Annotated in this window: 9 protein-coding genes, 2 tRNA genes and 1 pseudogene; 2 read left to right on the forward strand and 10 right to left on the reverse strand. The window is 61.3% G+C overall.

Features of this window, described 5'->3' with window-relative positions:
* Positions 1-134: 134 nt before the first annotated feature.
* On the reverse strand, positions 135-893 hold the full coding sequence (gene rlmB / locus CGA22_RS11660; RefSeq protein ID WP_041024061.1) for a 23S rRNA (guanosine(2251)-2'-O)-methyltransferase RlmB: 759 nt from the start codon (positions 891-893) through the stop codon (positions 135-137).
* A complete protein-coding gene (gene rnr, locus CGA22_RS11665; protein WP_041024060.1) occupies positions 890-3,508 on the reverse strand; it encodes a ribonuclease R in 2,619 nt (872 codons plus the stop codon). The genes rlmB and rnr overlap by 4 nt, the downstream gene beginning before the upstream one ends.
* 227 nt (positions 3,509-3,735) lie before the next feature.
* On the opposite strand from rnr, the gene CGA22_RS11670 reads away from it, so the two are divergent.
* Both CGA22_RS11670 and CGA22_RS11675 read left to right on the forward strand, forming a co-directional pair.
* Positions 3,736-3,822: transfer RNA gene (locus CGA22_RS11670), tRNA-Leu, on the forward strand.
* A gap of 177 nt (positions 3,823-3,999) precedes the next feature.
* A tRNA-Leu gene (locus CGA22_RS11675) sits at positions 4,000-4,086 on the forward strand.
* A 178-nt stretch (positions 4,087-4,264) separates the two neighbouring features.
* On the opposite strand, the gene CGA22_RS27440 is transcribed toward CGA22_RS11675, so the two are convergent.
* The 8 genes and pseudogenes from CGA22_RS27440 to hfq form a co-directional block, all read right to left on the reverse strand.
* Entirely contained in the window at positions 4,265-5,149 is an 885-nt protein-coding gene (locus CGA22_RS27440; RefSeq protein WP_411157117.1) for a methyl-accepting chemotaxis protein, read from the reverse strand.
* A gap of 21 nt (positions 5,150-5,170) precedes the next feature.
* A pseudogene (locus CGA22_RS27445) lies at positions 5,171-6,268 on the reverse strand (methyl-accepting chemotaxis protein); the annotation flags it as partial.
* Between the two features lie 79 nt (positions 6,269-6,347).
* On the reverse strand, positions 6,348-7,640 hold the full coding sequence (locus CGA22_RS11685; RefSeq protein WP_041024059.1) for an adenylosuccinate synthase: 1,293 nt from the start codon (positions 7,638-7,640) through the stop codon (positions 6,348-6,350).
* Positions 7,641-7,694: 54 nt separating this feature from the next.
* Positions 7,695-8,882 (reverse strand): ATP phosphoribosyltransferase regulatory subunit, encoded by a 1,188-nt coding sequence (locus CGA22_RS11690; protein WP_041024058.1) that lies wholly within the window; start codon positions 8,880-8,882, stop codon positions 7,695-7,697.
* A 313-nt stretch (positions 8,883-9,195) separates the two neighbouring features.
* Positions 9,196-10,065, reverse strand: coding sequence for a protease modulator HflC (gene hflC / locus CGA22_RS11695; protein WP_041024057.1), 870 nt, complete (start codon positions 10,063-10,065; stop codon positions 9,196-9,198).
* A complete protein-coding gene (gene hflK, locus CGA22_RS11700) occupies positions 10,065-11,234 on the reverse strand; it encodes an FtsH protease activity modulator HflK (RefSeq protein WP_041024056.1) in 1,170 nt (389 codons plus the stop codon). Before hflK ends, hflC begins: the two co-directional genes overlap by 1 nt.
* A gap of 85 nt (positions 11,235-11,319) precedes the next feature.
* Complete coding sequence (gene hflX, locus CGA22_RS11705) at positions 11,320-12,621, reverse strand: ribosome rescue GTPase HflX (RefSeq protein WP_188258591.1); 1,302 nt, start codon at positions 12,619-12,621, stop codon at positions 11,320-11,322.
* Between the two features lie 12 nt (positions 12,622-12,633).
* Positions 12,634-12,894: an RNA chaperone Hfq gene (gene hfq, locus CGA22_RS11710; protein ID WP_003186419.1), complete on the reverse strand. Its 261-nt coding sequence runs from the start codon at positions 12,892-12,894 to the stop codon at positions 12,634-12,636.
* Positions 12,895-12,966: the final 72 nt, after the last annotated feature.

Raw genomic sequence — 12,966 nt, forward strand, 5'->3', positions numbered from 1 at the left:
TTTGAACAACCACTACAACACATGACACTGTGGGAGCGAGCCTGCTCGCGATGGCGGTGGGTCATCCAGCGCAAATGCCGACTGATACACCGCTATCGCGAGCAGGCTCGCTCCCACAGAGACTTGCAGCTGCCTTACTTTTTGGCGGCAGCCTTGACGCTACGCTGGCGCAGCGCCTCGAACAGGCACACGCCGGTCGCGACCGAGACGTTGAGGCTGCTGACGCTGCCGGCCATCGGCAGCTTGACCAGGTAGTCGCAATGTTCGCGGGTCAGGCGACGCATGCCTTTGCCTTCCGCTCCCATGATCAGGATCGTCGGGCCGGTGAGGTCCTGTTGATACAGGTCCTGTTCGGCCTCGCCCGCCGTGCCGACCACCCACAAGCCGCGCTGTTGGAGTTTTTCCAGGGTGCGCGCCAGATTGGTAACGGCCACCAGCGGAATCACCTCCGCGGCGCCGCAGGCGACTTTTCGTACAGCCGGCGTCAAGGTAGCCGACTTGTCCTTGGGCACGATCACCGCCAATGCCCCGGCCGCATCCGCCGAACGCAGGCAAGCGCCGAGGTTGTGAGGATCGGTCACGCCGTCCAGCACCAGCAGCAAAGGCGCGCCTTCGGTGCGATCGAGCAATTCTTCGAGCATCGCTTCGCCCCAGACCTGGCTCGGGCTCACCTCGGCCACGACGCCCTGGTGCACGCCTTCGACCCAGGCATCCATTTCGCGCCTCTCGGCCTGGCCGACCGCCACGCGATTTTCGTTGGCCAGTTCGACCAGGGTCTGGACCCGGGGCTCACTGCGGCTTTCCGCCAGCCAGATCTGCTTGACCCGCTTGGGGTGATGACGCAACAGGGCTTCCACGGCATGCACGCCGTAGATTTTTTCCAACTGACTCATGACTTGGCCTTGGGTTTACGGGCGCCGCCACTTTTAGCCGGGGCCGAGCCCGCTTTTGACGGGCCTTTACGGTGTTTGCTCGGTTTGCTGCTTGCGCTTTCGGGGGCCGACCGCCCGGTCTTTCCTCCCGACGCGGCCTTACCGCCTTTCTTGGCTTCGGCCAGCAATGCCTGCTTCATTTCACGACTCTTGCGCACTTCGGCATTTTTCGCCGCGGCATCGCTCGGACGATAGGCCTCACTGGCTTTTTCCTTGGCCGGGCCACGACGACCGGACTTGGTCGAGGCCGGCTCGGCAGCGGTCTTGGCCGCAGGGGCAGACGTTTCGGCACCGCGCTTCTTGCGTCCGATAGGCGCGTCGATGGTCTTTTCCGCCATCTCGAAGTCGATCTTGCGCTCGTCGAGATCGACGCGCATCACCCGCACTTCGACGGTATCGCCCAGACGGAAACTGCGCCCGGTACGCTCGCCCGCCAGACGGTGATGCACAGGGTCGAAGTGGTAGTAATCACCCGGCAGCGCGGTGACATGCACCAGGCCTTCGACGTAGATATCGGTCAGCTCGACGAACAGGCCGAAACCGGTCACGGCAGTGATCACGCCTGGGAACGACTCGCCCACGCGATCCTTCATGTACTCGCACTTGAGCCAGTTCACCACATCGCGGGTCGCTTCGTCGGCGCGACGCTCGCTCATCGAGCACTGCTCGCCCAACTGCTCCAGGGCCGCTTCGTCGTACGGATAAATGCGCGCCTTGGGGATGGTCATCGCACCGGCACGCTTGACGTGCGGGGTGTTCATCTTCGAATGGATCACGCTGCGGATGGCCCGGTGCGTGAGCAGGTCGGGGTAGCGACGGATCGGCGAGGTGAAGTGGGTATAGGCCTCGTAATTCAGGCCGAAGTGGCCCTGGTTATCGGCGCTGTACACCGCCTGGCTCAGGGAGCGCAGCATGACGGTCTGGATCAGATGGAAATCCGGACGATCCTTGATACTGGCCAGCAACGCCTGGTAATCCTTGGGCGATGGACCTTCCTTACCCTTGTGCAGGGACAGGCCGAGTTCACCGAGGAAGGCGCGCAGTTTTTCCAGGCGCTCCGGCGGCGGACCGTCGTGGACCCGGTACAGCGCAGGGATTTCGTGCTTCTTCAGGAATTCAGCGGTGGCCACGTTGGCCGCCAGCATGCATTCCTCGATCAGTTTATGCGCATCGTTGCGCACGGTCGGCCGGATTTCGGCGATCTTGCGCTCGGAACCGAAGATGATCCGGGTTTCCTGGGTTTCAAAATCGATTGCACCGCGCACATGACGCGCGCCCAGCAACACCTTGTACAACGCATAGAGCTGCTTGAGATCCGGCAGCACCTCGTTGTACTCCCCGCGCAGCTTGCGCGACTCAGCGAGCTTCGGCGTTTCCAGCATCGCGCTGACCTTGTTGTAGGTCAGGCGGGCATGGGAATGGATCACCGCCTCGTAGAAGCAGTAGTCGGTCATCTCGCCGGACTTGGAGATGGTCATCTCGCAGACCATGGCCAGGCGGTCGACATGGGGATTGAGCGAGCACAAGCCATTGGACAGTTGCTCGGGCAACATCGGCACGACGCGCTCGGGGAAATACACCGAGTTACCGCGCACCTGGGCTTCGGCATCCAGTGCCGAACCGAGCTTCACGTAGCTGGAAACGTCGGCAATCGCGACGTACAACTTCCAGCCGCCAGAGAACAGCCGCAACTTGCCCGGCCGGGCTTCACAGTAGACCGCGTCGTCGAAGTCCCGCGCATCCTCACCATCGATGGTAACGAACGGCAGGTGACGCAGGTCGATGCGCTTCTCTTTGTCCTTTTCTTCGACTTCCGGCTTGAGCTTGGCGGCTTCTTTCAGGACCGCTTCAGGCCAGACGTGGGGAATGTCATAGGTACGCAGGGCAACGTCGATCTCCATGCCCGGCGCCATGTAGTTGCCGACCACTTCCACCACATCGCCTTGCGGCTGGAAGCGCGGGGTTGGCCAGTGGGTGATCTTCACCTCGACGAACTGACCGACCTTGGCGTTGGCGTTGCGGCCCGGGGTGACCAGCACTTCCTGCTGGATCTTCGGGTTGTCCGCGACAACAAAGCCGATGCCGCCCTCTTCAAAGTAACGGCCGACGATGCTCTCGTGGGCACGGGACACCACTTCGACGATCACGCCTTCACGGCGACCGCGGCGGTCCAGGCCAGACACGCGGGCCAGAGCCCGATCACCGTCGAACACCAGGCGCATCTGCGCCGGGCTCATGAACAGGTCGTCGCTGCCGTCATCGGGAATCAGGAAGCCGAAGCCATCGCGGTGACCGGCGATACGCCCCAGGATCAGGTCGAGCTTGTCCACCGGCGCGTAGGTTCCGCGCCGGGTGTAGATCAACTGGGCGTCGCGCTCCATGGCACGCAGACGGCGGCGCAGGGCTTCGAGTTGATCTTCGGTCGTCAGCCCGAACTCTTCGACCAGCTCTTCACGGCTGGCAGGCGAACCCCGGTCGGCGAGATGCGCCAGGATCAGTTCGCGGCTGGGAATAGGGTTTTCATATTTTTCCGCTTCACGAGCGGCCTCGGGATCGAGGGACTGCCAATCGGCCATTAGAGAGTTTTCACCTTGTCTATATGCGGGTTAGTTTGGCATAGGCGTAATGAAACGGGAAATTTCAGGCATCCGAAGCCCTTTCTAAAGGTCTTTTACCCCGTTCTTCAAGCTGGGGAAGGCACCGCTCGTGAAATTTACCGGTTTTTTTATCAAGAGGGGTTTACAGTTAAAAACACGCTCCGTATAGTGCGCGCCATCGACGACGCACACACGTTGCCGATACTGCCCAGATGGTGAAATTGGTAGACACGCCAGCTTCAGGTGCTGGTGACCGCAAGGTCGTGGAAGTTCGAGTCTTCTTCTGGGCACCAATTTCGAGCGACAGATCAACGATCTGCAAGCTCCCCAAAAACCCGCGAAAGCGGGTTTTTGCATTTCTACCCTCCTGAAATCTACTTTCACAATTACTAAAACAAAAACAGGGGTTTACAGATCAAAACGCGCTCCGTATAGTGCGCCACATCAACAGCGGCAACGCTGAAGATGCTGCCCAGATGGTGAAATTGGTAGACACGCCAGCTTCAGGTGCTGGTGACCGCAAGGTCGTGGAAGTTCGAGTCTTCTTCTGGGCACCAATTCAAGCTTCAAGACAAAGTCTTGAACCTCACAGAAACCCGCGAAAGCGGGTTTTTGCGTTTCTGGCTGAGAATTGCTGAAGCAGCAGACCCAGGGGATGAGGCGGCTGTCAGGCCGCCATCGCGAGCAGGCTCGCTCCCACAGGGAAACGCGTACACTCAAAAGGCTGGTCGGCTGTCAGGCCCTGAACTGTCCCAGACTCGCCTTCAACTGCGCCGCCAAGCTGTCCAGCACCTTGCCACTCGCCGTCGTCTCGACCACAGCTTGAGCCGCTTTCTCGGCTTGGACGTGAATGGTCTCGACCCGCCCGCGCACCGCCTGCGCCCCTTGGGCCTGATGAGCCGCCGCCTGAGTCGCCAGGCCAATGGCCGCATGCACCTGCTCCACAGAGGCCTGCACCGACTGCTGCAAACGAGCACTGTCACGCAACACCAGCAGCCCCTCACTGGCCTGCCGCCCCGCCTGGCCGATCGCAGCCACCGCCTCGCGAGCCCCCTGTTGCAACGCCACGATATGGGCCTGGATGTCACCGGTCGAACTCTGGGTCTTGCTCGCCAGCGCCCGTACCTCGTCCGCCACCACCGCAAAACCACGCCCGGTTTCCCCGGCCCGCGCCGCTTCGATGGCCGCGTTCAACGCCAGCAGGTTGGTCTGCTCGGCGATGCCGTGAATGACCGTCAGCACCACTTCGATCTGTTCGCTCTGCTGGGCCAGTCGTTCGATCACCTTCGCCCCGGTGTCCACCTGCCCGGCCAGCGCTTCGATCAAACCGCTGACCTTGGCCGAAGTACGGGTGTTTTCATCCGTGGCCTGACGGATCTCCACCACCTGCTGCAAGGCCGCCTGCATCGCCTGGCTTTCCGACTGTGCTTCGTCAGCCATTTGCGACAGCGCTCGCAAGCTCTCCGCCACCTCATCACGCTGCATCCCGGCCGCCGCATCGGCGCCGGAGTTGCGTAAGGTCATGGCACCGATTTCCACACCGGTGCGCTGGGCGACATCGCCTGCCTCCCGCACGATGGGTTGCAACTTATCCACAAAGCGATTGACCGCCGAGGCCATGTCGCCAATTTCATCCTTGCTATTGATCTGCACACGTTTGGTCAGGTCACCCTCGCCCGCCGCCAGATCGTTCATAGCCACAATCAGCAGCTTCAAGCGATTGACCACCCGACGCCCCAGCACCACGGCCAGCAGCAACAGAACGCCGAAGCCCACCAGCGCCAGACCGAGGCCGATGCGCCAGCGCAAGGTACTTGCCGCTTCCTGCACCGTGCTGGAAGTGTTGGTCTGCATTTGCGTGGCGGTGGTCTGTGCCGACTGCAGACGGCCGCGCATGGCGGCGGCACTGTCGGCGGCGGCCCCCTTGAGGCTGTCACCGACCAGTTGATCGCTGCTGGCGATCAATGCCGAGAAGCGCTGATCCAACGCCTTCAGATCGGATTCCACCGAAGCTGTGGAAACCCCCATCAACACTTTGCCGATTTCCACCCCATTGGGATTGATCGACGCCTCGAGGTAGTAGACCGACGGATCAGTCTTCGCCGCGTCCAGCACCTTGTCCAGCGCCCGCTCACCCTTGCCCTTCTCCAGCAAGGCCTTGTTGATCGCGTTATCCCGGTTCAGGTAACGGGTCAGGTGCTCACCGTTGGCATCGTCATAGATGACGAACAACACGTTGGGGTTGCGCTGGGCCCGGCGGGCGAATTCGGAGAGTGTCGGTATGTCACTGTCCCACATGGCGCGGGGAGCGACGGAAGCCAGGAGCTGCGCCATATCATTGGCGGAGTCCTTGAGCGCTTTTTCCAGCGTCGTCCGCAGCTGCGACTGCTCATCTTTCAGGCGCGTGGACAAACCCGCGTTCAATCGCTGACGGGTATTGGCGGACAGACTGTCCAGGCTCGACGTGACCTCCCGCCCAGCCTGCTCCAGCTCACCGGAGAGTTTCTGGCTGTCAGCCCCCAGGCGTGCGCCCAGGTCGGTTTCAAGCGCCGTGACCGTGCTGCGAGTCAGCGCAACCGCCACCAACACCTGCACCAAAAGGGCGATACCAAGGGTAACGAACACAGGCCGTAGCAAACGGCTTTGTAACAGTGAGAGAACGGCCGACACGGAAAATCCCTCTACGAACGCCATTAAATTGATGGCACTCGTCAAGATGTGCCAGTAATGGAGTTGCATAGCAAGTGTTGTGCCGTCGGCAGGCAGAAACGACAAAGGACCCAAATCAGGGTCCTTTGTCTTTTACATCAGCGAGTTATCAGGCGAACGGGTGACGCAGAACGATGGTTTCGTTGCGGTCCGGCCCCGTCGAAATAATGTCGATCGGTGCACCGACCAACTCTTCGAGGCGCTTGATGTAGTTGCGGGCAGCCACCGGCAGTTCTTCCAGGGCCTTGACGCCCACGGTCGACTCGGTCCAGCCCGGCATCTGCTCGTACACCGGCTCCAGGCCGATGTAGCTGTCAGCGTCGGTCGGTGCGTCGATGACCGCGCCGTCCTGGTTCTTGTAGCCCACGCAGATGTTGATGGTTTCCAGGCCGTCCAGCACGTCCAGCTTGGTCAGGCAAAGGCCCGAGATGCTGTTGACGTCGATGGCGCGACGCAGGATGACGGCATCGAACCAGCCGCAACGACGGGCACGACCGGTGGTGGCACCGAACTCGTGACCACGCTTGGCCAGGAAGGCACCGACGTCGTCGAACAGCTCGGTCGGGAACGGACCCGAACCCACACGGGTGGTGTAGGCCTTGGTGATGCCCAGGATGTAGTCCACGTACATCGGACCGAAACCCGAACCCGTGGCGATGCCGCCGGCAGTGGTGTTGGAGCTGGTGACGTACGGGTAGGTGCCGTGGTCGATGTCCAGCAGCGAACCCTGGGCGCCTTCGAACATGATGTCCTTGCCCGCGCGACGCAGTTCGTGCAGCTCGGCGGTGACGTCGAGCATCATCGGCTTGAGCAGCTCGGCGTATTCCATGCACTCGTCCAGGGTCTTCTGGAAGTCGATGGCCGGCTCTTTGTAGTAATTGACCAGGACGAAGTTGTGGTAGTCCAGCAACTCGCCCAGCTTGGCGGCGAAACGCTCGCGGTGGAACAGATCACCGATGCGCAGGCCACGACGGGCCACCTTGTCTTCGTAGGCCGGGCCGATGCCGCGACCGGTGGTGCCGATCTTCATCTCGCCACGGGCCTTTTCACGGGCCTGGTCCAACGCAACGTGATAGGACAGGATCAGCGGGCAGGACGGGCTGATACGCAGGCGCTCGCGCACCGGTACTCCCTTCTCTTCCAGCTTGACGATTTCCCGCAGCAGGGCATCGGGGGCAACCACGACACCGTTACCGATCAGACACTGCACGCCTTCGCGCAGCACGCCCGACGGAATCAGGTGCAGAACGGTTTTTTCACCGTCGATCACCAACGTGTGACCGGCGTTGTGGCCACCCTGGTAGCGCACTACGGCGGCAGCATGTTCGGTCAGCAGATCAACGATCTTGCCTTTGCCCTCATCACCCCATTGGGTGCCCAGGACTACGACATTCTTACCCATAACACTTGTCCTCATTCGCGCAAACTTGGTGCCGGCCGCAGCCGGCGGGAAAACTCAAGAAGCCAGCGGCAATACTTGCCAAAGCCCGTTCTGCTGAATCAATTGCCGGTCGCAGTCCGCTTCACGGGCGGCGGCCAAAGGCTGCCCAGGCAAAGCCTGGACGACACGCTGACCTTCACTGCGCAACTGGCAGACAGCCTGCCAGAGTGCCGCATCCGTACTGTCAGGCATCCAGATACCGCCGGACGGTAGCTCGATTTCAGCACGCCCCAGGGTCACCAGGGTTTTCAAATCGGTAGAGAAACCGGTCGCCGGACGGGCGCGACCGAAGTCGGCGCCGATATCGTCGTAACGACCGCCCTGGGCAATGGACTGGCCCACGCCCGGCACGAACACGGCGAACACCACGCCGGTGTGGTAGTGGTACCCGCGCAACTCGCCCAGGTCGAAATACAACGGCAACTCAGGAAAACGCACCGACAGACGCTCGGCGATTGCCAGCAGATCGTCCAGCGCCGCCAATACAGGCGCCGGCGCATGGGCCAGGCGATCACGCGCCGCCGTCAGCACCTCACGGCCGCCGCACAGATCCACCAGCGCCCGCAGCATGTCGGACAGATCGGCCGGCAAGCCTTCGGTCAGGCTGACGACCTCATCGATGGCCTTGCGCTGCAAGGCATCGAACAATTGTTGCTCCACTTCACCGGACAGACCGGCCGCACGGGCTAGGCCGCGATAGATGCCAACGTGGCCCAGATCCATGTGGACATCCGGTACATCGGCCAGTTGCAGCATGGCCAGCATCAGGCTGATGACTTCCACATCGCTGCTCGGGCTGGCATCGCCATACAACTCGGCACCCAGCTGGATCGGACTGCGCGAAGACGACAAGGCACGCGGCTGGGCGTGCAGCACACTGCCGGCATAGCACAGGCGACTTGGCCCTTCACGGCGCAGGGTATGGGCGTCGATACGCGCTACCTGGGGGGTGATGTCGGCACGGAAACCCATCTGCCGGCCCGACTGCGGGTCGACGACCTTAAAGGTGCGCAGATCCAGGTCCTGGCCCGCGCCGGTCAGCAGGGATTCCAGGTACTCGATATGCGGGGTGACGACGAACTCGTAACCCCAGCTCTGGAACAGATCCAACACCTGCCGACGCGCTACTTCGATGCGCGCAGCTTCCGGTGGCAGTACTTCTTCGATGCCATCTGGCAGCAGCCAGCGGTCTACCGTTGCCATTACGCCATTCCCCTATGGTCCGGGCGGCCAGCCTTCGGGCAAGCCTTGAGTGAAGCAGAAAGCGCCCATGCCCTACGCAAAAAGCGCGCAAGGGCGACGTGACGAATGGCCCGGAAACGGCCTCGTCCAGCACTTTCCTCGAAAAACCTGTCGAGTCGTTCAACCCGACGCCTGCAACCAAAACCGCAATCGAACGTGCAGACGCAAAAAAGCCGGGAATTTCCCGGCTGCCGCATCATACACCCGTTTTCCCAAAGGATCACCCCGCCAGACGTTTTAGCCGCCGGGCGGAGTGTCTCAGGTCAACGTTGCATCAAGGCTTGGCCTTTTCCAGGTAGCGGAAAAAGTCGCTGCTCGGGTCCAGGACCAACACGTCGGATTTGTGCGCGAAGCTTTCACGGTAGGCATGCAGGCTACGGTAGAACGCGTAGAACTCCTGGTCCTGGCCGTAGGCCTTGGCATAGATCGCCGCGGCCTGGGCATCGCCATCACCGCGAACTTCTTCCGATTCACGATAGGCTTCTGCCAGCAATACGCGACGTTGACGATCGGCGTCGGCACGGATGCCTTCGGCCAGTTCGTTACCCTTTGCGCGATGCTCGCGGGCCTCACGCTCGCGCTCGGTGCTCATCCGCTCGAAGACGCTGCGGTTCACTTCCTTCGGCAGATCGATGGCTTTGACCCGGACATCGACCACTTCGATACCCAATTCCTTTTCCGCCATGGTGTTCAGCGAACGGGTAATGTCGGCCATGAGCGCATCACGCTCACCGGACACCACCTCATGCAGGGTGCGCTTGCCGAACTGGTCACGCAAACCCGATTCCAGGCGACGGGACAGACGTTCGTCGGCGATCTGCTTGAGACCCGAGGTAGCCGTGTAGAAGCGCTCGGCATCCTTCACGCGCCACTTGGCATAGGCATCGACCATGACCGCTTTCTTTTCCAGCGTCAGGAAACGTTGCGTCGGTGCATCCAACGTCATCAGGCGAGCGTCGAACTTGCGCACCTTGTTGACGTACGGCACTTTCACATGCAGCCCTGGCTGGACATCCGTCTCGACCACGCGACCGAATTGCAGCAACACTGCGCGCTCGGTCTGGGACACGATGTAGAAGCAGTTCCAGGCAGCGATCGCCACGACGACGCCAACAATAAGGGCGATCAGCGATTTATTGCTCATCAGCGACTCTCCCTGGTACGTGCTTGCTGTTGCTGTTCCACCGCAGCGCGAGCATTCGCTTCATTGCTGGAGGATGCCGTGCTGGCCGGCGGCGTGCTGGTGTTGCGACCGCTCTCGACCATCTTGTCCAGCGGCAGGTACAGCAGGTTGCTCTGGCCGTTCTTGTTGCCGGTCACGAGGACCTTGCTGGTATTGCTGAAGACTTCCTGCATGGTGTCCAGGTACAGACGCTCGCGAGTCACTTCAGGGGCCTTGCGATACTCGGCCACCAGCTTGGTGAAGCGATCGGCTTCACCCTTGGCGCGGGAGACCACTTCGTCGCGGTAACCGTTGGCATCCTCGATGATGCGCTGGGCCTGGCCACGGGCTTCCGGCACGACGCCGTTGGCATAGGTTTCGGCCTGGTTGCGCGAACGCTGCTCGTCTTCACGGGCGCGGATCACGTCGTCGAAGGCTTCCTGGACTTCACGCGGCGCCGCGGCGCTCTGCACGTTGACCTGGGTGACAGTGATACCGGTGCGATAGGTGTCGAGGAACCGTTGCAGGCGCTCCTTGATTTCGCTGGCCATCAGCTCACGACCCTCGGTCAGCACCTGGTCCATGGCGGTGGAGCCCACCACATGGCGCAATGCACTCTCGGTGGCATGCTGCAAGCTGACTTCCGGCTGGTCGACGTTCAGTACGAAGTCCTGCAGGTTGGTGATCTTGTACTGCACGGTCAACGGCACCTCGACGATGTTCTCGTCTTCAGTGAGCATCTGGCCCTGCTTGGTGTAGGCACGCTCACGCGTGACGTTTTCCATGTACTTCTGATCGATCGGCGGGAAATAGATGTTCAGGCCCGGGCCGACGGTTTCGTAGTACTTGCCGAAGCGCAGCACCACGGCTTGCTCCTGCTCGTCCACGACATAGACCGCGCTGTACAGCCAGATAGCCGCGAGCACGACCAGGCCGATGCCGAGCAGACCGATACCGCCGCCCTTGCCTGGACGACCACTGCCGTCGTCACCGCGTTTTTTACCACCACCGAACAAACCGTTCAGGCTTTCCTGCAGCTTGCGGAAGGCCTCGTCGAGATCCGGCGGCCCCTTGCGGTCGCCGTTGTTACGACGCTTGCCGCCCCAGGGATCCTGGTTATTCGAGTTGCCACCCGGCTCATTCCAAGCCATAGCGCTCTCCATCTGATAAAGCAAAGACGCACCCACGGCGCGCCGGCCAATGCTACAGAATGCCTGACACAGCTTTCTCAGGCTTTTATTGCAAAGTGTGTTGCTCGATGAACTCCATCGGTTTCAGTCCTTCACGACTGACCAGCCGATTCAGCTCCGACCGCGGCAGGCGAACCGCCAGCAGGCAAGTGCCTTCTTCGTCATGTTCTTCTTTTTGCACCGCGCCCAGCTCGAAGAACTGGGCACGCAGGCGGGCAAACCGTTGCGGCAACTTCAGGGTGCCAACGAACAGGTCGCTGCCCAACAGCTCCGCCACGGCCTGCTCGAGCAGTTCGAGGCCGGTACCGTCCCGGGCCGACAACCAGACCCGCTGCGGCTTGCCATCGGCATCGCGCTGGATCTGCGGCTCCACGCCTTCGAGCAAATCGAGTTTGTTGTATACCTCCAGGATCGGCAAGTCCTGGGCTCCGATCTCGCCGAGCACCACCATGACCTGCTCGATCTGCAGCATCCGGTCCGGCTCGGCGGCATCGATCACATGCAGCAACAGGTCGGAGTTGCTCGACTCTTCGAGCGTAGCCCGGAAAGCCTCGACCAGTTTATGCGGCAAGTGGCGAATGAAGCCCACGGTATCGGCCAGGACGATCGGCCCGAGGTCGTCCAGGTCGAGCCGGCGCAAGGTCGGGTCGAGCGTGGCGAACAACTGGTCGGCGGCGTAGACATCAGACTGCGTCACATTGTTGAACAGCGTCGATTTGCCGGCGTTGGTATAGCCCACCAGGGAAACCGTCGGGATGTCCGCGCGCTTGCGGCCGCGCCGCGACTGCTCGCGCTGGCTGCGGACCTTTTCCAGACGCCCCTTGATCTGGCGCAGGCGAATCCGCAACAGGCGCCGGTCGGTTTCCAGCTGGGTTTCACCCGGACCGCGCAGACCGATACCGCCTTTCTGTCGCTCAAGGTGCGTCCAGCCGCGAACCAGCCGCGTGCTCATGTGCTCGAGCTGGGCCAGTTCGACCTGGAGCTTGCCTTCATGGGTACGGGCGCGCTGGGCGAAGATATCGAGAATCAGGCCCGTACGGTCGATCACGCGACACTCGAATACGCGTTCGAGGTTACGTTCCTGACTGGGCGTAAGGATGTGATTGAAGATCACCAGATCGGCTTCTTCGGACTTGACCAGGTCGCGGAGCTCCTCGACCTTGCCGCTGCCGATCAGGAATTTGGCGGTTGGCCGATGACGCGGCACGTTGAAAAACGCGACGGTCTCGGCGCCGGCCGAAAGTGCCAACTCCTGAAACTCCTGCGGGTCTTCGCGCGCCTCAGGGTCCTGTCCATCCAGGTGAACGAGAATGGCCCGCTCACCACCACCGTGGCGCTCAAAGAACAAAGGAGACTCCTATCAGGCGTTACCCGGTTCAGCGTCACCGCCTTCGGATTCGGTTGCGCTTGGCAGACGAATTGGACGAACCGGCACGACTGTCGAGATAGCGTGTTTGTAGACCATCTGGCTGACGGTGTTTTTCAGAAGGATGACGAACTGGTCGAAAGACTCGATCGTGCCTTGCAGTTTGATCCCGTTGACCAGATAGATGGACACCCCAACTTTCTCTTTACGTAAAGTGTTCAAGTAAGGGTCTTGTAGCGAATGCCCTTTTGACATGTGCCGCACTCCTTTAAGGATCAATAATAAAAATCGGAATCAGATGGCTTTGGCCGTCACACCCCCAAGGAT

The sequence above is a fragment of the Pseudomonas sp. PSB18 genome (genome assembly GCF_014596565.1).
GTDB lineage: Bacteria > Pseudomonadota > Gammaproteobacteria > Pseudomonadales > Pseudomonadaceae > Aquipseudomonas.